This window comes from Burkholderia sp. AU45388 (assembly GCF_030481585.1).
Taxonomy (GTDB): Bacteria; Pseudomonadota; Gammaproteobacteria; order Burkholderiales; family Burkholderiaceae; genus Burkholderia; species Burkholderia sola.
On the sequence record NZ_JAUJPV010000015.1, the window covers coordinates 49,187 to 74,606 of the forward strand.

At 64.2% G+C, this 25,420-nt stretch carries 33 protein-coding genes, 1 pseudogene and 1 riboswitch; of the genes and pseudogenes, 26 read left to right on the forward strand and 8 right to left on the reverse strand.

Annotated features, from left to right (window positions below):
* Positions 1 to 20 precede the first annotated feature (20 nt).
* Complete coding sequence (locus QZM72_RS22505; RefSeq protein WP_301739257.1) at positions 21 to 782, reverse strand: SDR family NAD(P)-dependent oxidoreductase; 762 nt, start codon at positions 780 to 782, stop codon at positions 21 to 23.
* A gap of 32 nt (positions 783 to 814) precedes the next feature.
* Entirely contained in the window at positions 815 to 1,213 is a 399-nt protein-coding gene (locus QZM72_RS22510; RefSeq protein ID WP_301739258.1) for a tautomerase family protein, read from the reverse strand.
* Between QZM72_RS22510 and QZM72_RS22515 the strand changes: the two genes are divergently transcribed.
* The 11 genes from QZM72_RS22515 (at position 1,207) to QZM72_RS22565 (ending at position 5,773) form a co-directional block, all read left to right on the forward strand.
* Positions 1,207 to 1,548, forward strand: coding sequence for a hypothetical protein (locus QZM72_RS22515; protein WP_301739259.1), 342 nt, complete (start codon positions 1,207 to 1,209; stop codon positions 1,546 to 1,548). The two genes, QZM72_RS22510 and QZM72_RS22515, sit on opposite strands and share 7 nt — an antisense overlap.
* A gap of 192 nt (positions 1,549 to 1,740) precedes the next feature.
* Positions 1,741 to 2,010, forward strand: coding sequence for a hypothetical protein (locus tag QZM72_RS22520; protein ID WP_301739260.1), 270 nt, complete (start codon positions 1,741 to 1,743; stop codon positions 2,008 to 2,010).
* 98 nt (positions 2,011 to 2,108) lie between these two features.
* Positions 2,109 to 2,846 (forward strand): site-specific integrase, encoded by a 738-nt coding sequence (locus QZM72_RS22525; RefSeq protein WP_301739261.1) that lies wholly within the window; start codon positions 2,109 to 2,111, stop codon positions 2,844 to 2,846.
* Between the two features lie 77 nt (positions 2,847 to 2,923).
* Positions 2,924 to 3,157, forward strand: a complete 234-nt coding sequence (locus QZM72_RS22530) for a type II toxin-antitoxin system Phd/YefM family antitoxin (protein ID WP_160292597.1) — start codon at positions 2,924 to 2,926, stop codon at positions 3,155 to 3,157.
* Positions 3,157 to 3,534, forward strand: a complete 378-nt coding sequence (locus QZM72_RS22535) for a type II toxin-antitoxin system VapC family toxin (protein ID WP_160292598.1) — start codon at positions 3,157 to 3,159, stop codon at positions 3,532 to 3,534. Before QZM72_RS22530 ends, QZM72_RS22535 begins: the two co-directional genes overlap by 1 nt.
* A gap of 298 nt (positions 3,535 to 3,832) precedes the next feature.
* Positions 3,833 to 4,396 carry a hypothetical protein gene (locus QZM72_RS22540; protein WP_301739262.1) on the forward strand — a complete coding sequence of 188 codons (564 nt, stop codon included), beginning with the start codon at positions 3,833 to 3,835 and terminating at the stop codon, positions 4,394 to 4,396.
* A 15-nt stretch (positions 4,397 to 4,411) separates the two neighbouring features.
* Complete coding sequence (locus tag QZM72_RS22545) at positions 4,412 to 4,597, forward strand: hypothetical protein (protein WP_301739263.1); 186 nt, start codon at positions 4,412 to 4,414, stop codon at positions 4,595 to 4,597.
* 57 nt (positions 4,598 to 4,654) lie between these two features.
* A complete protein-coding gene (locus tag QZM72_RS22550; protein ID WP_124077003.1) occupies positions 4,655 to 4,942 on the forward strand; it encodes a hypothetical protein in 288 nt (95 codons plus the stop codon).
* Positions 4,943 to 5,079: 137 nt separating this feature from the next.
* Positions 5,080 to 5,328 (forward strand): hypothetical protein, encoded by a 249-nt coding sequence (locus QZM72_RS22555; RefSeq protein ID WP_301739264.1) that lies wholly within the window; start codon positions 5,080 to 5,082, stop codon positions 5,326 to 5,328.
* Between the two features lie 20 nt (positions 5,329 to 5,348).
* Complete coding sequence (locus QZM72_RS22560; protein ID WP_301739265.1) at positions 5,349 to 5,603, forward strand: hypothetical protein; 255 nt, start codon at positions 5,349 to 5,351, stop codon at positions 5,601 to 5,603.
* Positions 5,604 to 5,611: 8 nt separating this feature from the next.
* Positions 5,612 to 5,773 carry a hypothetical protein gene (locus QZM72_RS22565; protein ID WP_301739266.1) on the forward strand — a complete coding sequence of 54 codons (162 nt, stop codon included), beginning with the start codon at positions 5,612 to 5,614 and terminating at the stop codon, positions 5,771 to 5,773.
* A gap of 495 nt (positions 5,774 to 6,268) precedes the next feature.
* Here QZM72_RS22565 and QZM72_RS22570 read toward each other — a convergent pair whose 3' ends face one another.
* Positions 6,269 to 6,535, reverse strand: coding sequence for a hypothetical protein (locus tag QZM72_RS22570; protein ID WP_301739267.1), 267 nt, complete (start codon positions 6,533 to 6,535; stop codon positions 6,269 to 6,271).
* 23 nt (positions 6,536 to 6,558) lie between these two features.
* Positions 6,559 to 8,298, reverse strand: a pseudogene (locus QZM72_RS22575) (OB-fold nucleic acid binding domain-containing protein); the annotation flags it as partial.
* Positions 8,299 to 8,788: 490 nt separating this feature from the next.
* Between QZM72_RS22575 and QZM72_RS22580 the strand changes: the two are divergent.
* The 5 genes from QZM72_RS22580 (at position 8,789) to QZM72_RS22600 (ending at position 11,808) form a co-directional block, all read left to right on the forward strand.
* The gene (locus QZM72_RS22580) at positions 8,789 to 9,118 is read left to right on the forward strand and encodes an H-NS histone family protein (protein ID WP_301739268.1); all 330 of its coding nucleotides are present in this window, start codon (positions 8,789 to 8,791) and stop codon (positions 9,116 to 9,118) included.
* Positions 9,119 to 9,126: 8 nt separating this feature from the next.
* Entirely contained in the window at positions 9,127 to 9,390 is a 264-nt protein-coding gene (locus QZM72_RS22585) for a hypothetical protein (protein ID WP_103691641.1), read from the forward strand.
* A 789-nt stretch (positions 9,391 to 10,179) separates the two neighbouring features.
* Positions 10,180 to 10,557: a DUF2946 domain-containing protein gene (locus QZM72_RS22590; RefSeq protein WP_301739269.1), complete on the forward strand. Its 378-nt coding sequence runs from the start codon at positions 10,180 to 10,182 to the stop codon at positions 10,555 to 10,557.
* Positions 10,558 to 10,751: 194 nt separating this feature from the next.
* On the forward strand, positions 10,752 to 11,201 hold the full coding sequence (locus tag QZM72_RS22595) for a copper chaperone PCu(A)C (protein WP_301739270.1): 450 nt from the start codon (positions 10,752 to 10,754) through the stop codon (positions 11,199 to 11,201).
* An 85-nt stretch (positions 11,202 to 11,286) separates the two neighbouring features.
* Positions 11,287 to 11,808, forward strand: coding sequence for a hypothetical protein (locus QZM72_RS22600; protein ID WP_301739271.1), 522 nt, complete (start codon positions 11,287 to 11,289; stop codon positions 11,806 to 11,808).
* Between the two features lie 104 nt (positions 11,809 to 11,912).
* Here QZM72_RS22600 and QZM72_RS22605 read toward each other — a convergent pair whose 3' ends face one another.
* The gene (locus QZM72_RS22605; protein WP_301739272.1) at positions 11,913 to 12,968 is read right to left on the reverse strand and encodes a HoxN/HupN/NixA family nickel/cobalt transporter; all 1,056 of its coding nucleotides are present in this window, start codon (positions 12,966 to 12,968) and stop codon (positions 11,913 to 11,915) included.
* A gap of 34 nt (positions 12,969 to 13,002) precedes the next feature.
* Positions 13,003 to 13,148: riboswitch (cobalamin riboswitch) on the reverse strand.
* A 172-nt stretch (positions 13,149 to 13,320) separates the two neighbouring features.
* Between QZM72_RS22605 and QZM72_RS22610 the strand changes: the two genes are divergently transcribed.
* From QZM72_RS22610 to QZM72_RS22625, 4 genes are all read left to right on the forward strand, one after another.
* The gene (locus tag QZM72_RS22610; RefSeq protein ID WP_301739273.1) at positions 13,321 to 13,788 is read left to right on the forward strand and encodes a hypothetical protein; all 468 of its coding nucleotides are present in this window, start codon (positions 13,321 to 13,323) and stop codon (positions 13,786 to 13,788) included.
* Positions 13,789 to 14,129: 341 nt separating this feature from the next.
* A complete protein-coding gene (locus tag QZM72_RS22615; protein WP_301739274.1) occupies positions 14,130 to 16,289 on the forward strand; it encodes a TonB-dependent siderophore receptor in 2,160 nt (719 codons plus the stop codon).
* 11 nt (positions 16,290 to 16,300) lie between these two features.
* Positions 16,301 to 17,149 (forward strand): DJ-1/PfpI family protein, encoded by an 849-nt coding sequence (locus QZM72_RS22620; RefSeq protein WP_301739275.1) that lies wholly within the window; start codon positions 16,301 to 16,303, stop codon positions 17,147 to 17,149.
* A 78-nt stretch (positions 17,150 to 17,227) separates the two neighbouring features.
* Positions 17,228 to 19,375, forward strand: coding sequence for a TonB-dependent siderophore receptor (locus QZM72_RS22625; protein WP_301739276.1), 2,148 nt, complete (start codon positions 17,228 to 17,230; stop codon positions 19,373 to 19,375).
* On the opposite strand, the gene QZM72_RS22630 is transcribed toward QZM72_RS22625, so the two are convergent.
* The 3 genes from QZM72_RS22630 to QZM72_RS22640 form a co-directional block, all read right to left on the reverse strand.
* Positions 19,353 to 19,661 carry a hypothetical protein gene (locus tag QZM72_RS22630; protein WP_301739277.1) on the reverse strand — a complete coding sequence of 103 codons (309 nt, stop codon included), beginning with the start codon at positions 19,659 to 19,661 and terminating at the stop codon, positions 19,353 to 19,355. The two genes, QZM72_RS22625 and QZM72_RS22630, sit on opposite strands and share 23 nt — an antisense overlap.
* A 249-nt stretch (positions 19,662 to 19,910) precedes the next feature.
* Positions 19,911 to 20,372: a Fis family transcriptional regulator gene (locus QZM72_RS22635; RefSeq protein WP_301739278.1), complete on the reverse strand. Its 462-nt coding sequence runs from the start codon at positions 20,370 to 20,372 to the stop codon at positions 19,911 to 19,913.
* A 44-nt stretch (positions 20,373 to 20,416) separates the two neighbouring features.
* Positions 20,417 to 20,962: a hypothetical protein gene (locus QZM72_RS22640; protein WP_301739279.1), complete on the reverse strand. Its 546-nt coding sequence runs from the start codon at positions 20,960 to 20,962 to the stop codon at positions 20,417 to 20,419.
* 453 nt (positions 20,963 to 21,415) lie between these two features.
* On the opposite strand from QZM72_RS22640, the gene QZM72_RS22645 reads away from it, so the two are divergent.
* The 6 genes from QZM72_RS22645 (at position 21,416) to QZM72_RS22670 (ending at position 25,376) form a co-directional block, all read left to right on the forward strand.
* Positions 21,416 to 22,228 carry a DUF932 domain-containing protein gene (locus QZM72_RS22645; protein WP_301739280.1) on the forward strand — a complete coding sequence of 271 codons (813 nt, stop codon included), beginning with the start codon at positions 21,416 to 21,418 and terminating at the stop codon, positions 22,226 to 22,228.
* A 63-nt stretch (positions 22,229 to 22,291) separates the two neighbouring features.
* Entirely contained in the window at positions 22,292 to 22,948 is a 657-nt protein-coding gene (locus QZM72_RS22650) for an LPD29 domain-containing protein (RefSeq protein WP_301739281.1), read from the forward strand.
* 117 nt (positions 22,949 to 23,065) lie between these two features.
* Positions 23,066 to 23,368, forward strand: a complete 303-nt coding sequence (locus QZM72_RS22655) for a hypothetical protein (RefSeq protein WP_301739282.1) — start codon at positions 23,066 to 23,068, stop codon at positions 23,366 to 23,368.
* 618 nt (positions 23,369 to 23,986) lie between these two features.
* Positions 23,987 to 24,643, forward strand: coding sequence for a DNA methyltransferase (locus QZM72_RS22660; protein ID WP_301739283.1), 657 nt, complete (start codon positions 23,987 to 23,989; stop codon positions 24,641 to 24,643).
* 24 nt (positions 24,644 to 24,667) lie between these two features.
* Positions 24,668 to 25,174 carry a hypothetical protein gene (locus QZM72_RS22665; protein ID WP_301739284.1) on the forward strand — a complete coding sequence of 169 codons (507 nt, stop codon included), beginning with the start codon at positions 24,668 to 24,670 and terminating at the stop codon, positions 25,172 to 25,174.
* A 37-nt stretch (positions 25,175 to 25,211) separates the two neighbouring features.
* On the forward strand, positions 25,212 to 25,376 hold the full coding sequence (locus QZM72_RS22670; RefSeq protein ID WP_301739285.1) for a hypothetical protein: 165 nt from the start codon (positions 25,212 to 25,214) through the stop codon (positions 25,374 to 25,376).
* Positions 25,377 to 25,420: the final 44 nt, after the last annotated feature.

Below are 25,420 nucleotides of genomic sequence, written 5' to 3' on the forward strand. Positions count from 1 at the left end.
TAAGATTCATGCACCATCGATCAGCCGGCGTTCGAGACGCGGTGTACCGGTAGTGCGCCGAACGATTGCGTCACGGGCATCATTTCGATGACGTTGATGTTGACGCGTCCAGGCAATGTCGCTACCCAGAACACGGTTTCAGCCACGTCCTCGGGGGTCAGCGCATCGGTACCCTCATACAGCTTGGCCGCGCGCGCCGCGTCGCCGCCGAATCGAACCGTCGAGAATTCCGATCCGCCAACCAGCCCCGGCTCGACTACCGTCACGCGTACCGGGGTTCCTGTCAGGTCGGCACGCATATTCAGTGAAAACTGATGCACGAAGGCCTTCGTGGCGCCATAGGCATTGCCGCCCGGGTAGGGATACCTGGAGGCGGTGGAGCCCAGGTTGATGACATGGCCACGGCCGCGCTCGACCATCCCCGGTAAGACGGATCGTGTGACGTACATCACACCCTTGATGTTCGTATCGACCATGGTCTCCCACCCGTCCAAATCTGCAGCATGCACGGGGTCGAGACCGACTGCCAGGCCGGCGTTGTTCACCAGCACGTCGATCGCCGCGAAATCGTCGGGCAATCCAGCGATTGCCTGATGAACCGCATCGCGCTCGCGTACGTCGAGGACGACGGGATGGACATGTTCTTGCCCGAGTTCATTGACGAGGGCATCAAGTCTTTCTCGTCTGCGGCCGGCTGCGATGACCCGATGGTCGGCCTGCACGAAGCGTCGAGTGATGGCGGCGCCGAAACCCGCGGTCGCGCCGGTTACGAAAATAATCATGAGTAGTTTCCTCGAAAGGCAGATGGGAAGCGTCAGACGGATTTGGTGTTTTCCACATAGGACGCTAGACCATTGCCGAAAGACCAGTCTTCTTTGTCGTTCGACAAAATGACGACCTGCACGTCCTGCGGTCGCATGCTCAGCTCGGACGAGAGCCGGCTCGCGATTGCCGCGTACAGCGCCTGCTTTTTCGCGGTATCACGCCAGCGTCCGGCAAAAATCTGAATGAAGACCAGGTCGCCCGTGCGCTCGATGCCGAGATAATCCTTGTCGTAGATGATCTCGCCCGGCTCACGCTGCTCGATGATCTGGAATCGATCGTTGGCCGGTACACCGTAGGTATCGACCAGCGCCTGATGGACTGCATCGGCCATCGTGCGCAGTTGGGCGGGGGTCTTGCCTTTGAGCAGGGAGATGCGAATCAGTGGCATTTGAATTTCCTTTGGATGCGGATGTTTGTTTCGGCGCCTTCATGCGGTGCTTTGGTGCGGTGATTCAGCGCCGCGTTGGGTCAATGGAACCCCGATGTATTGCGTCGATTGATCGAGGATCGTCGGCTTATCAGTTGATCGGCGGCGACATGCCTGCCGCCGTGATGCTCATGCGGACTGCGGCGAAGACGGCCATGTCGGCCGGCGGCGGCCTCTCGTTTCGCGACATCGATGTTCAAGCATCGATGTTCAAGCAAGGCATTGCTGTCTTTGTCCGATCGGGGTGCCATCGTCAGGCTCAAGACTATCCGCAAGCGATACTTTTGAAAATTTGAAAGTTTAGAATAAATGCTTCTCGTTTTTTGAATTGTTGAGAGTGGGCAGGCGCCGCCACATGACGCGATAGCGGTAGCAGATCGGCCGGCTGGCCCGGTCCAGCCGCGGCCGCTGCGACGGATGAAGCGGATGTCGCAGACGACGATCGCGGCGCGCGCCGGGCCGGCCGCGCGCGGTGCGTCGCGGTACACGTGACGTTGCGCGTGGCCCCGAAACGGGACGGCGGCCGCGGCCGGGCCCGCGTGCTCGATCGCATTGCGCGCGAAGTGTTGGCCGGCTTCTCGCCCTCGGCACGGCAGGGCGACGTCACGGTCCTGCAGGTGCCGTTTGAGTCCGAAGACGAGTTCGATCGCCAGGTGGACGACTTGATGGTGGCGATCGCGCTGATCGCCGAGCAGCACCGCTGTACCTCGGACAGCCGGGCCTGGGCCGAGGTCGACGGTGAGCGCTGGCGGTGGTGAACGCCTGACAGCCAGCTTCCCGGCGAACCGATCAGTTGGGCTCGTCAGCGCCGCTTGCAGGCTTTTCCGAGGAATCGAGGCGGCAAGCCGTGATAGGCTTGAAAAAGACCCTCGTCAAATCTCTCTCTGAATACGTCATCAACCGATTCCATTCAGAGGGACGCATGGCCCAAGCTGCAACACTTCGACCGGCCCAAATCCGGCATCTTCTCGCCGTCACGGCGGCAACATCGCGCCATCCTGAGCGCGATTGTCTCGTTCTCCTGCTAGGCATGACGTGCGGAATGCGCGTCAGCGAAATCGCTCAAATCGAGGTTCAAGACGTGCTGTTCCCTTCGGGCGCTATCCGTTCAGAGGTCAGTCTCCGGGCCGCAATTACGAAGGGCTGTCGGCAGCGATGCGTCTATGTCACGCATCCGAAAACGGTTTCGGCTCTGGAGTGTTATCTGAGCCATCGCATTGCGCGCGGCATGGGGACCGAGCTAACAGCCGAGCGCTATCGCGGACTCTCGCCGTCAACGTGCCTGGTCCTTGCGGGCAAGGGCCGCAAGTTTGCGATGAACACCAAGCGGCGCATCAATGAGGCCGGGGAGCAGGTTGATTACTCTGCGTGCGACAGCCTGCAGTCCCACGTCACCAAGCTCTACAGGGACGCTGGGATACGCAGTGGATCGTCCCACTCGGGCCGCCGCTCGTTCGCCAGTAACCTTGTGGAGCAAGGGCACGATATTGAGACGGTGCAGCAGCTACTAGGCCATGCGGAGCTGGACCACGTTTTGCCCTATCTAGCCGTGTCCGATAGAAAGCTCAGACAGATGTTCTGCGACCTTCTATGACGACCGCATGTCAGGTATGCGTTGATTGCATTTTTGAATTAGCTAGGCTAAACTAAGCTCGAATTGATGGAGGTGCTATGCAAACCGTAAATATTCATGAGGCAAAGTCGCAGCTTTCGCGCCTCATTGAGGCCGCTGTCAGTGGCGAAGAAGTTGTTATCGCGAAGGCTGGAACCCCGGTGGTGCGCCTTGTATCGGTCGAGACGAAGCCAAAACTTCGCTTCGGTCTGATGAAGGGCAAGATCAAGATCGCTGACGATTTCAACGCGCCTTTGCCCGACGATGTTTTGGCGACGTTTGAGGGTCGGTGATGCGCCTGTTGATCGATACGCACATTTTCCTTTGGGCCATGAGCGGCGACAAACAACTCACGAAGACGGCCGAGGCCATCATGTTGAGCGCAGAGGCCGTTTTCGTCAGCGCCGCGAGCATTTGGGAAATCGCAATCAAGTCTGGAATCGGGAAGCTGGACGCAGACGTGAGCGAGCTAGTAGCCCGTATGAAAGACGCGGGCTTTCGCGAATTGCCCGTGACGGCGGCGCACGCCGAGGCGGTTCGCAATTTGCCCGATATTCACCGCGATCCGTTTGACCGGATGCTAGTTGCACAGGCAATTACTGAGCCTTTGCGGCTGCTAACCGACGATGACACCGTGGGTCGGTACTCCGACCTGGTAATCGCGCTCTAATCGGAAAACACGATGAGTTACTTCAGGCCGACCCATGAGCCAGCTCGCAGTATTCACGACGCGCTTGTTCGGGAAGCATCGAAGCGAAACGAACGCATGCCGGAAGAATGGCTGCAGGCTGAGCGACAAGCCGTGCTACAGGAGGCTATCGCGCAAGCTAGTCTCCTCGGCCTGCGCCCCCCTTCGCTCGTTGACGTTGAGCGCGCCGAGCGCCTAGCTGTGGGCCACACTGACTACGCCGCGAAGTGGGCGCGAGGCATCGCTGACGCAATGGCCTCCTGATACCAAGGAAAATGAGATGTCGGATAAGTCGAAGAACCTTCCGAGAATCGAGCGAGCCATGCTTGTCGTTGGCGAACCGGACGCTGGCAAAAGTACGACTCTCCGGAGCCTATTTGTCGATCCGCGGTTCGGTACCAAAGGCGTGGTACCAACCGAGAGTCGTATTCGACTGGTTGGGTTGTCCCGGGAACGCTGCTTATTTATACGACTGACGTCGCCTCACGAGACGAAGCAAAACATCGACCAGTTCGTGAGAACGATCGAAGCTGCGCAGAGACGCGCAGCGAGGCTCGGGTTCCGCCGATTCAACCTTGCCTGTGCGCTGCAACCGTTTGCAGCCCACGCGATGCCCGATCTGTTGGATGCATGCTCGGCCGCACTGGGTCGGCTGATGCCAGAACGCATGCGCATTGTCGTGATCGATCCACGGCAAGATGGAGAGCCTGGGCCGTCCCTGTCACAAGAAACGATTCGGGGACTGCGTAAGCTGGGCGTGGAGCTGATCAAGATCGACGGCGAGCATCCGCGCCACGAATATCCAAATGGGCTCGTGCTGGCTGATTTTTTCGACTTCACGTAACCATGTGAGAATACGATGAAACAAAGAATCTTGGAAGATCACTGTTGGCAAGTGGGCGTGCAGGTGGTGTTGACGTTTCCGCCTCTTAGTTGCAATCAAATCGACAACGGCTGCTACGTTTATAAAGAAGGTCGTTGCCAGAAGCTGAGGGATATCGAGGGGCAAGTCGCGGCGCGCGCGAAGCATCCGGGTGACAACTGATCGGAAAACGCTGGCGCCAAGGAAAACGCCGGCCTGGCCGGCCTCAAGGATAGAGACATGACCCAAGAGCAGAGGATCGCGCAGCTTGAAGCACGGCTGGCCATGATGTCCATCGCGGCCAAGAAAGTCCTGTCCGATATTGACGACGATGGCGTGGCAGAGCGCCACGACATGGCCGTGCTCGCGCTGCGCAATGCGGTGAACCAATGTCCTGAGCAAGAAATCCTGTCCGTGGTCTCATGTGCGCGGCGAGTGCATGGCAAATTCGGCGTGGACAGCGACTGGACCGAGTGGCGCGACCTCGCCGAGGCGCTTGAAGCGCTGGACGGTGCTCTGTACCGCTAACCCACGGAAAGTTCGCCGGCACGACGTGAGCGCGGTGAGCGGGATCGTTAAGAATTCCACGAGCCGAACGAATTGGGCTAATGGACGTGGGTATGAGTTGCATGTGCGCTTCGAGTGAGGCCCTAGGGATAACGAATATGAATATGCAGCAATCACAGTCGTATCAAAGTCGGACAGCGGACGCGGAGAGCCAAATCCGCGACATCGTCAGTGTCGGTCGTGCCTCCCCAGATCAAGTAAGCCGGCGAGTCCAGAAGAGCGTCGCCTCCGGCGTGCTCCACGAATGGATCGAAACCACGGACAAGCTTTGCGATGCCCCAGCAAGCTACGGCGCTGACCGCGCTCGCCTGGTCGCCCTGATCAACACCGCGATGTTGGACGCCTGACGAATAAAACGGAAAACGCGATGCAAATCACCCTTGACACTGCTAAGGCGGTCTACCGCAAGGCGATTGACCCGTGCGCAAGTGATGGTGAAGGTTCGGCATGGTGGAATGAGGTTGCTGACGAAGTTCGCGACGTGATCGCTGCGCGCTCGTTGGCCGACGCTGCCGCCGTGATCGCGTGGTGGCATCACGATTGGACGGAGGTATCCGACACGTCGCGCGATGCCGCCCGCCGGATTCGAGAGGCGGCCCGAGCACTGCGTCCGAACGCATAGGAAAATTCATGTCGAAAGAGAAACGTGCCGCGAACAAGCAGCGTACCGAACCGCGAAATCGAGTGCGCCAGCTTGAGGCTCGTGTCGAGACCGCACCTAACACGCTGGCTCGCGAGCGATACAGCAAGGAACTGGCCGACGCGCAACGCCAGTTGGTACGTCTCAACTAACAACGGAAAACGGCCGTAGGAGTACTTAATGTTCGATGTTGATCACTTCTCGATACGAATCTTTTCGTCGACACGCGGAAGATCCGCGGCTCGCCGATGGTTGGGCCTTTCGCATGGAGTTACTGGCGCCGCTATGGCCGCTTCCAGCGGCCGGTTCGCTGCGGCGAATGGGGGATGAGGCGCAAGCTTATTGCTCGCGTCTGGCGGCCCCAGTCCGGCTTGCAAGTCCAGGTCCGTGCTAGCAGCGAGACCAGGCCGCGTATGCCGTAGCGCTGCAGTTCGACGGGATTAGGTGCAGACATGCCGACGCGGGAAAGTAGTCGGGTCGGGGGGCATGCAGGCCACGATGCTGTGAAGACGCCTCGAGTGGCGAGGATCAGGCTGGGATTGCCATCGAGCATCGCTCCGAAAAGAATGCGAAAGGGGGCTTCTTGCGCGCGGCCGGTGCCAGACGATAAGCCCTCAATTGAGAGTGAGCGTATCCCGCAGCCTGCATCAAGAGCGACTCGATGTGAGACTGGCGTGATGCACCGCTGCGGCCTCAGGACTCGGGAAGCGTTCGAAAATGTGCAGTCCCTTCCACAGCAGGGTCCTCCATTCGCCGTTGATCTTGCAGCGCTCGATTGTCCAGCCTGACGCGTGCGAATAGCCGTAGGGGCTCACGACCTGCCAGCCCAACGCGACGAGCGCTTGTGCCTCCGGCGTTTGCGCAGCCGCTTGGATCCACCGCCGCGACGCCTCGTCCCGCTGTTCCCTGTCCATCCTTCCGCCCTCCCTTTCTGCCATCAATGGAAATCGTGTGACTCGACGGTCAATCCGCCAAGCAGCTCGGTGCGGTCTCGCAGTTCTTTGGCGACCAGGTGGTAGACACCGCCCTCGGCCTGCCACACACCCTAAACGGCCAGCAGAGACGCGCCAAGTGCTTCCCGCCGGTACTTCTCAAGCAGCGCTGGCCAGACGATCACGTTGGTCTGCCCCGTCTCGTCTTCGAGCGTGATGAACAGCACGCCCTTGGCCGTGCCCGGGCGCTGGCGCACCGTCACGATCCCGCATGCCCGCGCGAATTGCCCATTGCGCAGCTGCGCGAGCTCGCGCGCCGGCAGCAGCCGGTCAGCCCGCAGCCGATCGCGCAGCAGCTCGATCGGGTGCCGACCGAGCGTGAAGCCCATTGCGCGGTAGTCTGTCACGATCTCGCTGCCTTCGGAGGCCTGCGGCAGCGCCGGCGCCTCGTCGTCCCGCTCGGTGCCGCGCAGAATGTCCTTGTCCGGCACCGCCGCGGCGGCCGTCCAGATGGCGTTGCGCCGATTGCCCTTGGCCAGCGAGCGTAGGGCGCCGGCATGCGCGAGCACCGTCAGATCGTGCCGATCGAGCGCCGCGCGACGGGCGAGATCGGCGACGTCGACGAAGGGCCGCACGGCGCGCGCCAGTTGGATCCGTTCGGCGGCGTCCACGCGCATGCCGCTGATCAGCGACATGCCTAGGCGCACGGGCGCCGCGGTCGTGTCGCCCTCGAGCACGGAATCCCATGTGCTGATCGTCACGTCAACGGGCAGCACCTCCACACCGCGGCGTCGCGCGTCCTGGAGCAGCTGCGAGGGGGTGTAGAAGCCCATCGGCTGGCTGTTCAGCAGCGCGGCGAGGAAGACAGCCGGCTCGTGGCGGCGCAGCCAGGCGCTGGCGTAGACCAGCAGCGCGAAGCTGGCTGCGTGGCTCTCCGGAAAGCCGTAGTCGCCGAAGCCTTTGATTTGAGCGAAGATCGCTTCGGCGAAGTCCCGGTCGTAGCCGCGCGCCAACATGCCGTCGACCAGGCGCTCGTGGTAGGGCTCCAGTCCACCCTTGCGCTTCCATGCCGCCATCGCGCGGCGCAGCTGGTCTGCTTCGCCGGCGGAGAAGCCGGCCGCGAGCATGGCCACCTGCATGACTTGCTCCTGGAAGATCGGTACGCCGAGCGTGCGCTTGAGCGCTTTCTCGACGTCCGGCGAAGGAAAGGTCACGGGCTCGAGACCTTGGCGCCGGCGCAGGAACGGGTGGACCATGCTGCCTTGCACAGGGCCCGGCCGGACGATGGCCACTTCGATGACCAGGTCGTAGAAGCACCTCGGCTGCAGGCGAGGCAGCATCGACATCTGCGCGCGCGACTCGACTTGGAAGACCCCCATGCTGTCGCCGTTGCACAGCATCTCGTATGTGGCCTCGTCCTCGGCCGGGATGTCCTGCAGCTCGAAGGCCTCGCCGCGCTTCTCCGAGATCATCTCGAGTGCACGCCGCACCATGCTGAGCATGCCCAGGGCCAGGACGTCGATCTTCAGCAGACCCAGCGCCTCGATATCATCTTTGTCCCACTGGATGATCGTCCGATCGGCCATCGCCGCGTTCTCGATCGGCACCATGCGCGAGAGCTTCGTGCGCGAGATGACGAAGCCGCCCGAGTGCTGGGAGAGGTGTCGCGGGTAGCCGAGTAGGGCAGTGGCGAACCCGGCCCACTGCTGGTTCATCGGCGCCTCGACGTCGAGGCCGGCTTCGGCGATCCACCATCACGAGCTGGTCGAAATCAAGGGCGCCGGCCAGTGGACCGTGGGCAATGTACTGAAGCGGCTCGCAGCCGGCTACGAGGATCCGTGGAAGGACTATCCCAAGGTTCGCCAGTCCGTCACTGTGGCACTACGGCGGCGCCTAAACCCGCGGTGAGAGCACTGTTGCGACTTGGGCCGCCTTGCGGAACGATGGCAGTGCCTGCCGCGAAGCTTTCTCAAGCAGACCCCGGCGAGCCGCAGTAACGCCGGCAGGTCGAGTTCATCTCCGGTGTCGGCCCGACCAGATGTTCGGCGCCACAGTTTGCGCTTTCTCGGCCGCGACAAATTCATCGATATGATGTCTTTTTCCGCGCTCAACGGAAAATCACGACACCTCTCCGACTATCCGAATTTGCGCGGCGACCTCTACTTTTTGGTGCCTCGAACGGATAATATGCATTGGCTCGAAGTCCTTCTGTACGAAAAGAGTGTTTAGGAAAAAATGACATCAACGACAAAGGGTTATTTGGCTCTCCTCGCTGAACTGGACGCGTTGGAGGCACGTATCGCCGTCGCGCGAGAGACCGAACGTGAAGCAGCGATCGCTCAGATCCGGGAACTCATGAAGAGTCTCGACATCAGTGTTCAGGACCTGCAGGAGAAGGTCGCAAAACGCCGATCGGCTCGCGTGTCGAAAGCGCCGCTATATCGCGATCCAGTCTCAGGAAAAACATGGACAGGTAAAGGCCGACAGCCGGCTTGGCTCGGTGATGAACCAGCTCGGTTCCTGATCCAGCCCGATCTACTCGCCAATCAATCCGACAACAAATGAGGACGAAGATGGTATCCGTCGAATACGAAGTGGCCTGCCAGACCATCGGCCAACTTATCGCGCGCCAGGTGGAACTGATCGCCATGGAGGAGTCCCGCGCTGAACCGAGCCAGGCAATGCTCGCCCAGGCGATCGCCGCGCGTGCCGCGCTGGTTGCTGAGCGCGACGCACTCGCCGTCGGTGACGAGCTCGGCGTCACCAAGATCCTGGCCGCCTACGGTCCTATCGCACGTCGTCTAAATGGTCAGGAAGGCTCGTCTGCGCACGTATAAGAGGACGGGGAAATGGGGAAGATTTTTTGCGGAGCGGCGATCGCTGTGCTCATCGTGTGCTCGTGCATCTATCTGATCGGCCGGTCTATGGCCCTAGGGCCGCACTGAATTGTGGCGCTTCCGACGCCGGTTTCTATAGAGTGGCATCGGCACGAGGGCCCGCTGTCCGGCAATGCGCCGCCAGGAAATTCGACGCTTTCCAACCCGACTCCACACCTGCGGCGCCGTTAAATCGCTTTATGTCAAATTGGTTGTGTGCGCAACTAGTTTGCAATATCCCGCTGCCGCAGGGTTTTTGATTGCGCCGTATGTCACACGTCAGAAGTCTCCGGCCGGCGCCATGTTTCCCGGTGAGACGAGCCGCAGCGATAATCTCGCATCCGAGCTGCATTTCGCCTGCAGCGCGACCAGGGCGATAGGTGCTCGGCAACACGTTGGTCTAGATCATGCGCTGCCGGTGCGAGCCTGCGCGCGGCACCAGCGTACCGGACTGCGACGGCGCCGATCGCCGCGGCGCGCTGCTGTCGAGCACCCGACATCGGATGGCCGTACTGACGCACCGCGAACGACTCTGAACGACCCTCTATGGCCCTTCGGCTAATCGCCGTTGATGACTGGCTGTTTGTGCCCGTCAACTGCCGCTAGCCCCGGCGCTGCACGCCGAGTCGGGCCCGCGTCTCCGACGTGGCCGCCGCCGAACGGGAGTGACGGCAGCAGCGCTAGCTCGTGTCCGCGACGAATGCTACACTGCGCGGCAATTCTACCGGCGCTCCGTACAAGCACGCTCGCATGACTCCGCGCATCCGAACTCGCGTTACAGCATGGCTTGGCCTACTGACCATGTGGCTGATCGTGCTCGTACCGCTTGCCAGCCAGCTCGTCACGGCCGAGCGCGCTTCCGATCCGGTTGCCATCGCCGCCACCGCGCTCTGCGGGGAGTCGACCGTGCAGGCCGATACCGTTTATCCGCGCCACGGCGATCCGCTGGCCGCCTGCGGATATTGCGATCTGCTCGCCGATCACCTTGCTCTGCCTGCAGCGCCGCCACTGCCGCCAACACTCGTTCTCATCGTGGTGCTGGCGCTTCTCCCCGCCCTCTGCCTCGGCTTCACGCCGCCCTCCGCGTTCGCGTTGGGCCGGCCCCGCGCCCCGCCGCCCCTCGCTTGACGTTCCTGCTGGCATCGCTGGGTCGCTAGACGTGCATGGGTATGCGCTCGCCCTTGGACCCCGATCGAGGGGTCCGCACACGTCCGCGTCGAGCGTAGCGCTCGGTGGTGCCGGCGTCCCGACCGGCGCGTCCCTCTTGGGAAGCGCCACGCGTCGCGGCCCGCGCACCGGCCGCCCCACCCAAGGAGAAGACCATGAAGACCACGACCCTCGTCCGACTGCTGGCGACCACCCTTGTCGGTTGTTCGGCCAGCGCGTTCGCCGCGCCCGGCGCACTGATGGTGTCCGATTGCTGGATTCGCACGCTGCCCGGCAATCTGCCGTCGGGCGCCTATTTCAGCATCATGAACATGGGCGACAGCCCCGTTGACCTGACCGGCGTCGCTAGCGACGCGTTCGGCATGGCCATGCTGCACCGAACCGAGCAGAGCGGCAGCACTTCGAAAATGGTCATGATCGAGAAGGCCGGCGTGCCGGCTCACGGCAACTTGCATTTTGCTCCCGGCGGCTATCACGTGATGCTCGACCACCCGAAGCAGCCATTGAAGGTAGGGGCCTCGATCCCGCTGCGCCTCGTGTTCGGCGACGGCGAGCACATCACCACGCAGTGCGCCGTGAAGGCCGCGAACGCCACGGCGCCCTGAACGCGCGCGTGCGCGGTGCCGGCCGATTCAGACCGGCCTCCGCGCGCGCATGTCTGCCCCGATCTTCGGACATCCCAGGTTCCTCATGAGTACGCCCAATCGAACGGCCCGTGTCGCCGCTGTCACACATGCCGAACGCTCCAGCTCCGCCGTGGCATTGCTGCCGATGGCCTGGCACTACACCGCGATGCACCATTTCGAGTCGATCATCCTGAGCGAATTCATCTTGCCGATGTCGCCCGGCCTGTCGCCCGAGGCACGGCCCATCGTGTGGTTTTCGCTGAATTCATACTGGGAGAAATCTGTCGGGCGGCTTGTCATCGATCCCGCAACGGGGCAGCACATCCGCCTGAGTATGCAGCAGATGCGCGCTGAGCACGGCAAACTGATCCGATTCGGTATCGAGGAGAGGAAATTGCTGCGTGCGGACGTGCTGTGCCGCCGCGCACGTGTGAACGACAGCGACTGGCGTGACCATCTCGCGCAGGGCAGCCGTCACGGCGCCAATCCCCTGCAATGGTGCGGATCGGTTAAGCCGGTGTCGGTAGACGGGCTTGTCATCGAGTCGTTCGACGACGCGTTCCGCTGGCGCCGCTTTCGCTGGTAGCGAGGCGGGCTCGCCTCGACGGCGGGCCGCAGGTTCGGATGGTGATGAAGGCGACATCACGGAACGATCGCGTCCACCGCCTTCCCCTTCTCGCCTCGCTCTGTTCAGCCGTTCACGGGGATCTCGTCGATGCGCTTGACGCGATAGATCAAGAACGATGCGATCCAGCTCAGCACGAAAATGCCGATGATGATGTAGCCGAGAAGGCCGAAGTTATCGCTGAGCGTACCGATCGCGTCCCAGAACACCCCTTTCAGCCCGAGCTTGTCTGCCAGCAGCCCCAGCGCCTCAATGCCGCCGATCACGAGCGCGACGACGATCGAAACCAGTGTAATCGTCATGTTGTAGTAGATCTTGCGCAAGGGGCGCTCGTAGGCCCAGCCGTAGGCACCGAGCATCAGGTGACCGTCGAGCGTGTCGATCAGCGACATGCCGGCACTGAACAACACCGGAAACACCATGATCGCCCAGGGCGACAGGCCCTTCGCCGCCTGCGTGGCCGCGATGCCGAGCAGACTGATCTCGGTGGCGGTATCGAAGCCGAGGCCGAACAGGAAGCCGATCGGATACAGGTGCCAGCTGCGCGTCACGAGACGGAACAGCGGCCGGAACAGGCGCGCGAGGAAGCCGCGGTTGGCCAGCAGCATGTCGAAATCTTCGTCGACATAGACGCCGCCGCCGCGCACACGCTTCCAGGCCCGGTAAATGCCGCGCAGGATCACGAGGTTCATCGCCGCCAGCGCCAGCAGGAAGAATGCCGACACCGAGGTACCGATCACGCCGCCAATTTCCTTGAAGTTGTCGAAGCGGCTCTGGATCGCGGTGGCCGCCATCGCCACCGCGATCGAGGCGAGCACCACCACGGTGGAGTGTCCGAGCGAGAAGAAGAAGCCCACGGCCACCGGGCGCTTCTTTTCCTGCATCAGCTTGCGCGTGACATTGTCGATCGCCGCGATGTGATCGGCGTCGACGGCATGGCGCAGGCCGAAGCCGTAGGCCAGCATGGCCGTGCCCAGCAGCACCGGATAGGCGTGAAATTCGACCAGCGCCCAGACCCAGGCACCCACGTTGATCGCGATCAGCACGCCGTAGATACCGATCAGCTTGCCGCGCACGCCCGAGCCGGAATCGTTGAAAATCTGGAAAAGCTTGGAAAACATGTCGAAAAAACTCCAGGAAGATCGCGTCCCGCATTGTGGAAGGAAGCATGCCGTGAGGTCTGGCTCCGTGCACCGTCGAAACGACCCGACGATGGACGACACAGTGGCGCGACCGCGCCGGAATTTCACCGGCTTCCCATGACACCTCAAATACAGCCAGACGGCTGTATACCGCGTCGGAATTCGCTTGTCGAGCGGCTGGCGAGAACGGCGGCCGTCGCGCGCCCCCAAAGAAACGCACCCATCAATGCGCGTATTCCGGCGCGATCGCAGGACCGCGCTTCGCATCGACGCCACAGCAGTTGACAACTTCATATCGAAATGTTTGCGATCGCTCTACAATACGCGCGCCATGATCCGAATCCGTCACCTGCTCGCGCGGCATCTGACGAACCCGGCGGTCGCCGCGTTGCTGCTGCTGGTCGTCGCGTTCCGCCTGCTGCTCCCGCCCGGCCTGATGCTCGCCCCGACATCCGGTCCGGACAGCATCGACCTCGCGATCTGTAGCGGACACGGCCCGCTGACCAACCTGCTGGCGGGGCGCAGCAGCGATTTCGCCGTGCAGGCTGCCGCGGCAGATCTCGCCCACGCGCTGGCCGGCTCGACGCACCAGGCCGATCAGCAGCAACACGCGGGCGATCTGTGCCCGTTCAGCGCGGCGCTGGCCATCGGCCTTGCCGGCGCGCTGCTACCCCCGGCTCACTGGCTGCGCGTCGCCGCCGCGCGCTGCGCCGCGCCGGCCGACGACACGCCCACCGCCGCCGCCGCCGCGCACGGCCCGCTAGGCGCCCGCGCGCCACCATCCGCTTCCCCCACCTGATCCGATCGTTCGGACTGCCCACGTTTCGACACCTGTGCCCGCGCCAATAACGGCGTGGCGAGTCGGCGTCATGACGCCGTTTTCGTCGTGCCGAAGTCGCGCCGGCGAGGTGCGGTCACGCCGCCTGCCGGCCTGAGCCCGTCGCACGGGCGCGGATGACCTTCGCGCCGGCCGCACGGTTTCCGCATCGATCGCATCCGCTTTCCGCCCGGTGCCGCCTCGCGCGCGCCGGCGTCCCGTTCGTGCCAGGCACGCTGCATCGTCGCCCCCGCTCGCCCCTTTCAGGCGGCCGGCACACGCACCGGCCGATCCACGCTCGACCACACGCAGACCTTTTCACCATGACACCTCTCAAACTGGCCGCGGCCGCCTCGCTGGCCGCCTTCTCGCTGGCCGCGCACGCCCAGGCGGCCCCGGCCGCCGACAGCGGCACCTCCACTCCCTCCGCCGCTGCCCCGGCGGGAGCCACCACCGCCATCGCGGCCGAGCTGCCCGTCGTCAGCGTCAAGGCGCATCGTTACCGCTTCACGGCGACCGACACCGTACTCGATAGCCACACCGCCACGCGCACCGACACGCCGCTGATCGAGGTGGCGCAATCGGTGCAGGTCGTGCCGCGCAAGCTGATCGAGGAACAGGGCGCGCATTCGCTAGCCGACGCGCTCGTTAACGTGTCCGGCGTGATGCCGAGTCAACCTGCGGAAATCGGCTTCACCGGCAATATCGTCCGCGGCTTCCCGGCGGAGGTCTATCAGGATGGCCTGCCGCTGTATGCGATGAACGCGGCCAACAATCCGGCAAGCCTCGTGGGCATCGCCCAGATCGACGTACTGAAGGGGCCTGCCTCGACACTGTACGGAGGTGGCCTGGGCTCCCCGCTCGGCGGCCTCATCAACATCGAATCGGAACTGCCGCAAGCCGAACGCGGTGGCTATGTCGCGCTGCGCACGGGCAGCTACGGCACCGTCAATCCGTACTTCGACCTAACCGGCGCACTGACCGCATCGATCAACGCACGCATCGCGGGCGAGTTCGAACACGCGAACAGTTGGATCGATCAGGTCAAGAGCAACAAATGGTCGCTGAAGCCGAGCGTGTCGTTCAAGCTCGACCCGCGTACCACGCTTCTCGTTCAGGGCGAGTTCAACCACAGCAGCCAGCTCGAGTACTCGGGGCTGCCGGCCGCGCAGGCGCTGGCAGGACAGCTCGACCGCTATGCGTTTCCGGGCGCGCCGGTCGGCCAGCCGCGCACGTCGTTCGACAGCCAGCTCGCCACCGTGCAATTGCAGCACGACTTCAGCGACAACCTGAAGCTGACCGTTGCTGGGCGCTACTACCACAACAGCATTCCGGAGTACGGCAGCTTCGTGTACCCGGGCCTCTACCCGCCCGACGCGGCCACGCCGACGACCTACCCGATCCTGCCGCTCAACATGCAGACGAGCACCAACGAGGCGACCTTCGACGCGAACCTGCAGGCGAAGGTGAACGCGCTCGGCGGCCGCCACGTGCTGCTCGCCGGCGTCAACTACGACCACACCGACTTCTTCTCAGGGATGGGCTTCACGGGCCTGTCGGTTGGCTCGCAGAATCTCGCCGGCCCGTCCTACGACCTCGGATTCGGCGCGATCGAGCCGCTTACGCTGACGCAGACCGACCGCTACCAGACGATCGCCGCCTACGTGCAGGATCAGGCCACCTACGGCCGCCTGCACCTGAGCGGTTCGCTGCGCTTCACCCAGCTGAACTTCCACGAGGCCGAACAGGGCACCGACGCCACCTATCATCACGTCTCGCCGCGCGTGGGTGCGAGCTTCGACGTGACGCCCGGGGTGGCGGTCTACGCGGCCTACGCCACGGCGTTCCGCGCCCCGTTCGGCTTTATCGGCCTCGGCATGCCGAAGTCGGAGAGCTCGCGCAACGTCGAGGCCGGCTTGAAGCTGGCGCTGACCGACATCGGCCTGTCCGGCACGCTCGCCGTGTTCCAGCAGACGCGCGAGAACGTCGCCACGCCCGATCCGGACAATCCGCTGTATTCGGTCCAGACCGGCCAGCAGCGTGCCCGAGGCGTCGAAACCGATCTGGCGTGGGAACCGACGCCCGCGCTCTCGGTGCTGATGAACTATGCCTACACACGTGCAACAGTGACCGAGGACGATTCGATTCCCGTCGGCGACACGCTCGCGCGCGTACCGAAGCACAGCGGCCGGCTCGCGGTGCGCTATCGCGTGCTGAGCGGGCTCGCGCACGGCTTGTCGTTCGGCGCCGGCGTGACTGCGTTCAGCGCGCGCGACGTGACGCTGCCGAACACCGTGGCGGTGCCGGGCTACGCGCTGTTCGACGCACAGGCCGAATACCGCTTCGGCCGCTACACGATCGGCCTCGCTGCCGTGAACCTGGCCAACCGCCACGCCTACGCGCCCTATCAATACTTGTCCTTCCCGGTAGTGATGCCGGTGCAACCGCGCTCCGTCTATCTGACGCTGAAGGCCAACATCTGAGGAACTCCGCCATGACCGACATCCACCGCCGCAACGCCGTGCTGCTGGCGCTGCTCGCACCGTTCGCGATGCAAGCCGCTGCCGGCGAGCCCGCCCCCACGCCTGATCCCTCCTCCTCCATGGCAATGCCCGACATGGGCCCCGAGATGAACAAGGTGCACTGGGAAGGCAACGAGCAGATCGCCATGCTGATGTATCCGGGCATGACCGTGATGGACCTGATCGGCCCGCAGAGCATGTTCGGCGCACTGATGGGCGCGAAGATCCATCTGGTGGCGAAGACGCTCGCGCCCGTGACGAGCGACGCCGGCGTGACGATCGTGCCGACCGCCACCTTCGACACCTGCCCGCGCGAGCTGACCGTGCTGTTCACGCCGGGCGGCACCGACGGCACGCTGGCCGCCGCGAGCGATCCCGCCACGCTCGCGTTCATGCGCGATCGCGGTACACGCGCGAAGTACGTGACGAGCGTGTGCTCGGGATCGCTGATCCTCGGCGCGGCCGGCCTCCTGGACGGCTATCGAGCCACCTCGCACTGGTCGGTGCGCCATGTGCTCGCCCAGTACGGCGCGGTCCCGATCGAGGCGCGCGTGGTGCGCGACCGCAACCGCGTGACCGGCGCCGGTGTGACGGCCGGGCTTGACTTCGGCCTGATGATGCTGGCCGAGCTGCGCGATCGCGTCTATGCCGAATGCACACAGCTCGTCAGCGAATACGATCCGCAACCGCCGTTCGACGCGGGATCGCTCCATACCGCACCGCCGGCCGTGGTGAAGGCAATGGAGCAACTGCTGGCCGGCTTCACGAAGCAGGCCGAAACGCTCGCCACGCGGCAGACGCATCGCGCGCCGAGTGTCTGAGTGCGCAGCCACGACGTGCCGATCGTGCCGATACGACCTGATTCACTGACGACTCAATCCGCCATCAGAAACAAGCACATGACCAACTCAACCTGGATCGCCGCGGCGGTGGCTTGCCTCGCCGCGACGCCATATGTCTACGCCGCCGGCACTGCTGCAGCCGAGGCGGCATCCGCGGGCCCTTCCGCGAGCATCACCCCAAGCTCGCCTTCGACTGTGGCCCTGCCGCCTGTCGATGTGCACGGTACAGTGCCGCCGAGCTATGCGGCCGAATCGTCGGCCACCACCACGCGCACCGACACGCTGCTCAAGGACTATCCCGGCTCGGTGCAGGTCGTGCCGGCCGAGGTGCTGCAGGACCGCGGCGTGACGCGTATCGACCAGATCGCCGACAACGTGAGCGGTGTGCACGCCGAGGCCAGCTACGGCAGCAACGGCGCCACCTTCTTCAACATTCGCGGCTTCAGCGAAAGCAACGGCCTGCGCGACGGCTTCCGCAACTACGGCTACTACGCGTTCCGCGACGTGCAGAACATCGACCGAGTGGAGGTGTTCAAGGGCCCGGCCGGTGCGCTCTACGGCGGCGTGGGCGCCGTCGGCGGCTACCTCGATACCGTCTCGAAGCGGCCGGAGCGCTACAACTTCGGCGAGGTGGGCGTGACGGCCGGCACTCATGGTCTTGGGCGCACCACGCTGGACCTCAACCGCGTGCTGAACAGCGAACTCAGCGTGCGTATAAACGCGTCGGCCGAAACCGACGCCACCTCGCGCGACAATGGCGGCTCGCGCTCGTTTTCGATCGCGCCCGCGATCACCTGGGACAACCATCACGGCACCTCGGTAACGCTGCTCAGCGAATTCAACCACCTGAACCGCGACGGCTTCGACTTCGGCGTGCCGGCCGTGCCGAACTACGCAGACCTGTCTCGCACCCGCTATTACGGGCTGCAAGGGGGCGTGTATCCGGGCGTGGCCGGCGACTATGGCCGCAACGACACGGTCTCGGAGACGCTGCTGTTCGAGCACGCGCTGTCGGAAAACTGGAAGCTGCGCCTGTCGGGGCAATACGCGTACGCGCGCCAGCTCTCGACGCAGTCGTTCCCGGACAACACGACGCCGGTCGGCAACCTGATTGACTATTCGGTCTACAGCAATGCGAACGAAGTCTCGCGCCAGTACGCGGCACGCGCCGAGTTGGCCGGCACCTTCAGCACTGGCAACGTCAGGCATTCGCTAATTGGGGGCTTGGACTACAGCTATCTGGATGTTAGCAGCGCCGGCTCACAGGTCACCAACATGACGCTGGACCTGTTCAACCCGGGCTATCTGTCGGGACTTACGGCTGGCGATCCGCTGACGGGCCATAGCGGGCGAGGCACGGACTACGGGGTGTACCTACAGGACATGATCGCGCTGACGCGGCAGCTGACGCTGCAGGCATCGGCGCGCGTCGACCGCTTCATCAATCGCGCCGACCAGGACGGCGAGCCAACCGGCCGGGGCCAGCAGACCGCCTTCTCCCCGCGCCTCGGCGTGGTGTACGAGCCGGTCGCGGGCACCTCGCTGTTCGCTGACTGGAGCCGCAGCTACGCGCCGAACGTGGGCCACAGCGGCAGCGACGTAACCTACCCCGCCGAGATCGCGGAGCAATATGAAATCGGCGTGAAGCAGGATCTGATCCGCAACCGGCTCAGCGCGAACGTTGCGCTGTTCAGCCTGAACCGCAACCACATCCTGACCACCGATCCGACTAATCCGCTGCTCGAGGTGCTGACCGGCAAGCAGCGCAGCCAGGGTGTGGAAGTCGATATTGCCGGCAACCTCACGTCGCGCTGGAAGGTGATCTTCACGTATGCCTACACGCTCGCGAAGGTTACGAGCGACACCACCTATCCGGTGGGCGATCTGCTCAGCAACGTGCCGCGCAACAGCGCCAGCCTGTGGACCCTGTACAGCCTCGAATCGGTGCCGGGCCTCAAGCTCGGCGCGGGCCTCTACTACATGGGCTCGCGCGAGGCGACGCTGCCGAACACGTTCCGACTCGGCAGCTACCTGCGCACCGATGCGATGGCCTCGTACGAGCGCGGGCCATGGAAGACCCAGCTAAACATCTACAACCTGTTTAACCGCAAGTACTACACGGGCGGCTCGGCCGGCACTTTCAACTACACCTTGCTGCCGAGCCCTCCGCTGGAGGCGCAGGTCACCGTGTCGTATCGGTTCTGAACCGCAGGCTGAACACCGGTGGCCACTCCCATCCGGAGATCGCCCACTTCAGCTCGTCTATGATATGTTCGATCAGGGCGTCCGTCAGTGCGGATGCCTTGTTGCCTTCTTTCCGATAGATGCTGTACTGAATCGACAGCACCGGGTCAAATTTCCGGATGACGCCCCCTTTCGCCGCGTTCGCGCTGGCAGACAGATAATTGTCTACGGTCAAGCCACTGTCGGCTTTGCTTAAGGCGATCGCAAGCGCGATGCCGTCGGCCTGGCCGGCCGGCGCGCGGACCATTTTGTTGGCCGGAGGGAAAAATTATCGGCGCGTGATGCGGGCCGCACTCGAGCGCCAGGCCGAACGCGGAATCGGCCCAGCCGGCGCGAGCGTCGCCGAGACGAGCGGCACACTCGGCTACCAGCGCCAGCAGCTATCGGTGTTCCTCCGAGGGGCGTGAGCGCCGGCGCGAATGAGCCCGGGAGGCCATGTTGGCTGCGGTATGGCGCCCCTTCGGCGGGCCAGCCATCCGTCCCGTCCCCTGGGCATCTAGCCGCGCGAGCTCCCGAATCGCTCTCCCTTGGCGAAGCGTTTCACCCTCGCCAGCACCTCCTGCAGCGTGATGAGCGGCGTGACGCGCAGCTGCCGCTCGTGCTCGGCCAGCAGCGCTGCGCACAGGTCGTGCGCCTGGGCGTCCAGGAACCATTCTTCCGTGGCCTGCCCGCGCTCGAGCGCTGCGTTTAACGCCAATTCCAACTCCCCCAATACGGCCGGATCGATCTTGACCGCTGTGGCCTCGCCGATGAACCCGGCGACCACCACCATCTGCAGCAGGATCATGACGCTGTACTCGGCTCCCTGCCGGGCCTGCAGCGCGACGAGCGCCGTGTGGTACTGCATGGCCATCGAGTCGACGGCTTCCTTCGATAACGGCAGCAGCTTTCGTTTGCCTAACTGCGTCAACCGAGATCGGGCCGCATGCTGGTTCAGCTTGGATACGGTTTTTGGCATGGCGCAAATCGGATCAGCTCAGGACAGTGTTCTGCGCGAGCGGGTCAGCTCGCCGAGCAGGCCGCTGCCGCCGGCGCGGCGCCGGCGGCCACCGGCTGCTCCTCGCTTATCGCCGAGATCTCGCGGGCCAGCAGCGGGTGCCGAGCGCGCTGGCCTCGACCGGATCCCACGTGGCCACTGCGCCGAAGCGCGTGGCTCACGAGCTGGACCTCTCCCCGGACCGTCTGCGCCGCCTCGGGATCCACCAGGACTGCGATCGCCTCGAGCATGGAAAGGAGGTCATCGAGGCCTGGCCGGCTGGTCGCGCGCGTGCCCGAAGTCACGGCATGTTGTGCCTGGCTGGCGTGGAACGCCACCAGCCACCGATCGAGCGCCCTTGATTCGGCCGGTGTCAGGCCGAGCCGAATGCACTCCGGCACGCCGTCGGCGACCGCGAACACGCCGACCACGGTGTGGCGTTGCGCGCGCCCGCGTACCTTGCTCGAGGAAGTGCCCGTCGTTCGCGTTGGCGTGGTGCGAAGGAGCGTGATGCGTTGTCCGTTTTCTCGTATCAGCATGGCCACATCGTCGGCTGTTTGATTTTTTAGCATACCTCAACCCCTGCGTCGGGCGTTCTCCGGCGCTGCACGTCGGGTCGGGCTTTCGCGCTGCGCGCCGAGCCCTTCGGTCTCGGCCCTGCGGGCTTCAATTGCTAACGCGAACCCCTCAACCCTATCCAGCCGGGGCTACGCCCCGATTGGGCGCTCGCCGCGCGGCGTGCGCGTTCTGCCCCACCACTCGCCCCCGCCGATCCCGCCAGTTCGCCGCCCAAATCCGCGACCGTAGCACGTCCGCGTGTCCGAGCAAGGGTTCGCTCCGCCGGCCGCTTCGCAGCCGCCCTTGCGCAGCCCCGCAGCCGCGCTCCGTGTGTCGCAGGGCGACGAACTCACGGGACCGGCGGCAGCAGGAAGCCGAGGTCGGGACGAAACGGCACAACCCCTACGCGGGGCGCCAAATCTTCGGTCCCGGTCAGCTCGACACCCCAACCACTTTCTCTGGAGCCAATGATGAACCGGAATGCCTATTTTGCACGTTCCCACGCCCCGCTGACCGACGATCAGATCCGCGCGGCCGCGCCGTCGATCTTCGCCGAGGCCAAGCACGAATCCCGCTCGGAACGCTACGCCTATATCCCGACCATCAAGATTGTCGAGAGCCTGCGTCGCGAGGGTTTCCAGCCCTTCATGGCGTCCCAAACCTGCGGGCGTGATCCCGACCACCATGAGCACGCGAAGCACATGCTTCGACTGCGGCACGCCACGCAGTTCTCCAGGGAAGATGCCCCGGAAATCGTGCTCTTGAACTCGCACGACGGCTCGTCCAGCTACCGGATGATGGCTGGCTACTTTCGGTTCGTCTGTGCCAACGGCCTCGTCTCCGGTCGCAAGGAACAGGAGGTGCGGATCCGCCATACGGGAGACATCGTCGACGACGTGGTCGCGGGCGCATACGAGGTCCTGGATGGTTTCGACTTGATCCGGGAAGCCAAGGCATCGATGGCGGCCGTGAAACTCACCCAGGACGAGCAAGAGCACTTTGCACGGGCGGCGCTTGCAGTCCGCTACGACACCAGCGAAGCGGCCGCGCCGATCACGGAAAGCCAAGTGCTGCGCGCGCGCCGCAGCGAGGACGCCGGCGATGACCTGTGGACCACGTTCAATCGCGTGCAGGAGTCGCTGACTCAGGGTGGCATGCGTGGCCGCTCGCCGGCGGGCCGCCGCATCAAGACCCGCCCCATCACGGGAATCGATCAGGACATCCGACTCAACCGCGCGCTCTGGATGCTCGCAGAGGCCATGCAAACCCACAAGAAGTAAGTCGAACGCGCCGGCCCCTGCCGGCGCCTCGCTCGCCTTCTCTCACCTCCCGGAGATATGACCATGTTGACCCGCACCGCATCCGCATCGACCCGCCGCACTGAGAAAGAACCCGCCGCGACAGCCGCTCAAACGCACCTCGCGCTGGTGACCGTCATGACGTTGATCGACACTGCGCAGCTGGTGCAGACGATCCTGCGCGAGGCCTTTCCCGCAACGGCCTTCGCCGTGTCCGTTCAAACCGCCAACGGCGCGACGCTGCTCGATGTCGCCTGGACCGACGGCCCCCGAGCCGACCAGGTCGCCCGCTTCGTCCATCCGCTGCAGACGCGCCCCGCCGCAGCGAGTGGACGGCACGGTCCGATCGAACACTTCGTGCTCACGCCGAAGGGGAGCCAGACCGTCCAGCTGGCGGCCGACCGGATCTCGATCACTCGCGGTTACAGCGATGAGGCGATCGAGGCCGCGATCACCCTCCTCGAGGCGCGGTATCGCGACCGCCTGTCGCCCGACTATCGGACGTTGCTGACGGTCGAGGCATATCGCGCTGGCGCGCTGCGGGGGGTCGAGCTGGAAGGCATCCACCGGATGGGCGCCGAACGGATCGGGGCATGCCTGCAGTGCGACGTTGACACGCTCCTGGCCAACTCGACTGACGTCGTCGGCTTCCCGCGTTCGCCGACGGCAGCGGGTCTGTTCGTGCGCCGTGATGTGCATTGAAGCGCCCGCGACCCCGGGGCCGGCCGGCCCTGGCGCTACCGCCCGCCCGCTGATGCTGGCGGGGCGCGGTGGGCGTGCGGCACCTGGATCAACGAAACTTAACTGGAGTGGACAGCCATGCTGACAAGAATCGACATCATCAAGTGTCGCGCGGTGGTCGGTGGTGAGGTGAAGCACTGGATCATGGCAACCGATACCGATGGCGACAACGAGGCGAAGGCTCGGCGCATATTCGAAGGCGAGCGGCTTCGAGACTTTGTCGAGCTCGCGCGCGCGATTGCCGAGGCACCCGACGCGGACCCGGGTGTGTTTACGTATGTCACCGCAGAGATGAGCATCGAGGACTGTGTTGCCTGGGCAAACGAGATGTGCGGCGAGGATTTTCAGATCCTACGACGGGATGGCGAGGCCGCCGGATGAGAACCCGGTGCTTCCCCTGAGCAGCTGGCGGGCCGGGCCTCCCTGTACCAACGAGCGTTCGGCGCGGCCCGCGCCCCACATCCATGCCAGGCTCGTCCTCGTGGTGACGTCCGACCTGGTACCGGCCCGCTGGCCGTCTGGCCCGCTCGCATCTCCCTGCGATTGCACCAGGCGCGCGGCGGCCGGCCATGCCGGCGCCGGGCGCGCTCGTGCCAAGCGCGCATCTAATCGCGATCGCGCCGTCCGATCGGGCGGCGTCGCCGCCGGCGACACGCGCCCGACTCGTCGGCGCTCATGTCCGGACGCAACACCGGCCGCGTCGCGCGCGCGTCCCGCGACCTCGTCGCCCTGACGAGACAGGCCTCAGACCTCTCAACCTGGATCCCACGATCGCCCGCCCGTGTCCGGCGGACCGAGCCCGGACGCCGTGCGCGACGAGCGTCGCACGGCCCCGGCCTCTTCAAGCGCTTTCGCGGCATATCCTCGCGCGCTGCGCGCACTCCGGTATTCCACGGTCGCTTGCCCGCCGTCCTCGGGCGAGCGCGCGCTGGCTCCAGGTAGCACGGTGCGCAAACGGAAGCGCTCCGGCTGCCCTGCCCTCAACTTCAGGAGCCAACTGTGAGCCTTTTGTACAACGGCGACTGCCTTGTCGCCCTGCCCCAACTCGCCCGCGAATCCGTGGACCTGTGCCTGACCGACCCGCCCTACCTGGTCAATTTCCGGGATCGCACCGGCCGCTCGATCGCCAACGACAGCAATGACGAATGGCTCGACCCCGCATTCGTCGAAATTTACCGCGTGCTCAAGCGTGACACGGTCTGCGTCAGCTTCTACGGCTGGAACAAGGTGGACCGGTTTTTTCACGCGTGGAAGTCGGCCGGCTTTCGTGTCTGCGGCCACATCGTCTTTACCAAGACCTACGCATCGAAAGCCGGCCTGGTGAAGTACCAGCACGAATCCGCCTACGTGCTGGCGAAGGGCCGCCCCGCGGCCCCGGAAAACCCCATCGGCGACGTGCAGCGGTTCGAATACAGCGGCAACAGGCATCACCCCACAGAGAAGCCGGTTTCGGCCCTGCGAACCCTCATCAGCTCGTTTAGCAAGCCCGGCGACACGATCCTCGATCCGTTCGCCGGGTCCGGCTCGACGTGCGTAGCCGCACGCGAGCTCGGCCGGCGCTATATCGGCATCGAGCTCGACGAGACCTATTTCGCCGCGGCGAAAACCCGCCTGTCGGCACCCGTCGCCGGCGCCGCGCTCGCGGCGGCCGCCTAACTCCCCAGTCCGAGGAAGACCACCATGCAGCTCATCGTTTCCGCCTACACCTGCCTCGTCCAGCTCGACGACCCACGCGTCGACAAGAAAGGTGACCCACTCGATATGTGCTGTGTCCGGTTCGGGGCCGCGGCGAGATACCCGCATCTCGCTGATGGCTTGAAGCTGGACCGCATCTATCGATATCGCAACGCGTTCGAATTCAGCACTGGCACCTACATCATGCATGACATCTTCCGCGAGCGCCTGGCCAAGATGGCCCATTACCCGGCTATCTCGATCGGCGCCAGCCGGATCAGCCACACGAACGGCGCGATTGCCGCGAGCGGCGGTCCCTTCAAAGAGCTGATCGATTTTTCGACCACATCCGGAACGTTCGGGCCGATGTCTAGTGCCAAGCTGGCCGACGATTTCCGGGTCTTCAACGGCTCCGTCGACGCGCGACACGATCCGATGTTCGCGGAGCTCTATCGCAATTGGTTCTTCGCCTTCACCCTCGCAGAAGGTGACGGCGCCGTGCAGCTTTCCTGATTGAACGCGGCCGGCCCCACGAACTTGGAGGGCAACCATGCTCGAGTATCAGATCGAGGCGCAGTTGAAAACGATCGCACAACGCGCATTCGGCGACGAAATCGAAGTGTTCTGGGGCGCGGACACGGAAATCGAGCTCATCGCGTCATCGCTGCGATATGCGTTACGCGAGGCATTCGAATGCGGGCGGTCCGTGAAGTAGCCCGACTATGCCCGCGGCCGCTGACGCGGCAGTGCGGGCCCTCT

Bases quoted from the DNA above. Each gene is read 5' to 3' on its own strand.
- QZM72_RS22505 (WP_301739257.1), bottom strand. From the start codon at position 782: ATGATTATTTTCGTAACCGGCGCGACCGCGGGTTTCGGCGCCGCCATC.
- QZM72_RS22510 (WP_301739258.1), bottom strand. From the start codon at position 1,213: ATGCCACTGATTCGCATCTCCCTGCTCAAAGGCAAGACCCCCGCCCAA.
- QZM72_RS22530 (WP_160292597.1), top strand. From the start codon at position 2,924: ATGCAAACCGTAAATATTCATGAGGCAAAGTCGCAGCTTTCGCGCCTC.
- QZM72_RS22535 (WP_160292598.1), top strand. From the start codon at position 3,157: ATGCGCCTGTTGATCGATACGCACATTTTCCTTTGGGCCATGAGCGGC.
- QZM72_RS22540 (WP_301739262.1), top strand. From the start codon at position 3,833: ATGTCGGATAAGTCGAAGAACCTTCCGAGAATCGAGCGAGCCATGCTT.
- QZM72_RS22545 (WP_301739263.1), top strand. From the start codon at position 4,412: ATGAAACAAAGAATCTTGGAAGATCACTGTTGGCAAGTGGGCGTGCAG.
- QZM72_RS22550 (WP_124077003.1), top strand. From the start codon at position 4,655: ATGACCCAAGAGCAGAGGATCGCGCAGCTTGAAGCACGGCTGGCCATG.
- QZM72_RS22555 (WP_301739264.1), top strand. From the start codon at position 5,080: ATGAATATGCAGCAATCACAGTCGTATCAAAGTCGGACAGCGGACGCG.
- QZM72_RS22560 (WP_301739265.1), top strand. From the start codon at position 5,349: ATGCAAATCACCCTTGACACTGCTAAGGCGGTCTACCGCAAGGCGATT.
- QZM72_RS22565 (WP_301739266.1), top strand. From the start codon at position 5,612: ATGTCGAAAGAGAAACGTGCCGCGAACAAGCAGCGTACCGAACCGCGA.
- QZM72_RS22570 (WP_301739267.1), bottom strand. From the start codon at position 6,535: ATGGACAGGGAACAGCGGGACGAGGCGTCGCGGCGGTGGATCCAAGCG.
- QZM72_RS22580 (WP_301739268.1), top strand. From the start codon at position 8,789: ATGACATCAACGACAAAGGGTTATTTGGCTCTCCTCGCTGAACTGGAC.
- QZM72_RS22585 (WP_103691641.1), top strand. From the start codon at position 9,127: ATGGTATCCGTCGAATACGAAGTGGCCTGCCAGACCATCGGCCAACTT.
- QZM72_RS22590 (WP_301739269.1), top strand. From the start codon at position 10,180: ATGACTCCGCGCATCCGAACTCGCGTTACAGCATGGCTTGGCCTACTG.
- QZM72_RS22595 (WP_301739270.1), top strand. From the start codon at position 10,752: ATGAAGACCACGACCCTCGTCCGACTGCTGGCGACCACCCTTGTCGGT.
- QZM72_RS22600 (WP_301739271.1), top strand. From the start codon at position 11,287: ATGAGTACGCCCAATCGAACGGCCCGTGTCGCCGCTGTCACACATGCC.
- QZM72_RS22605 (WP_301739272.1), bottom strand. From the start codon at position 12,968: ATGTTTTCCAAGCTTTTCCAGATTTTCAACGATTCCGGCTCGGGCGTG.
- QZM72_RS22610 (WP_301739273.1), top strand. From the start codon at position 13,321: ATGATCCGAATCCGTCACCTGCTCGCGCGGCATCTGACGAACCCGGCG.
- QZM72_RS22615 (WP_301739274.1), top strand. From the start codon at position 14,130: ATGACACCTCTCAAACTGGCCGCGGCCGCCTCGCTGGCCGCCTTCTCG.
- QZM72_RS22620 (WP_301739275.1), top strand. From the start codon at position 16,301: ATGACCGACATCCACCGCCGCAACGCCGTGCTGCTGGCGCTGCTCGCA.
- QZM72_RS22625 (WP_301739276.1), top strand. From the start codon at position 17,228: ATGACCAACTCAACCTGGATCGCCGCGGCGGTGGCTTGCCTCGCCGCG.
- QZM72_RS22630 (WP_301739277.1), bottom strand. From the start codon at position 19,661: ATGGTCCGCGCGCCGGCCGGCCAGGCCGACGGCATCGCGCTTGCGATC.
- QZM72_RS22635 (WP_301739278.1), bottom strand. From the start codon at position 20,372: ATGCCAAAAACCGTATCCAAGCTGAACCAGCATGCGGCCCGATCTCGG.
- QZM72_RS22640 (WP_301739279.1), bottom strand. From the start codon at position 20,962: ATGCTAAAAAATCAAACAGCCGACGATGTGGCCATGCTGATACGAGAA.
- QZM72_RS22645 (WP_301739280.1), top strand. From the start codon at position 21,416: ATGATGAACCGGAATGCCTATTTTGCACGTTCCCACGCCCCGCTGACC.
- QZM72_RS22650 (WP_301739281.1), top strand. From the start codon at position 22,292: ATGTTGACCCGCACCGCATCCGCATCGACCCGCCGCACTGAGAAAGAA.
- QZM72_RS22655 (WP_301739282.1), top strand. From the start codon at position 23,066: ATGCTGACAAGAATCGACATCATCAAGTGTCGCGCGGTGGTCGGTGGT.
- QZM72_RS22665 (WP_301739284.1), top strand. From the start codon at position 24,668: ATGCAGCTCATCGTTTCCGCCTACACCTGCCTCGTCCAGCTCGACGAC.
- QZM72_RS22670 (WP_301739285.1), top strand. From the start codon at position 25,212: ATGCTCGAGTATCAGATCGAGGCGCAGTTGAAAACGATCGCACAACGC.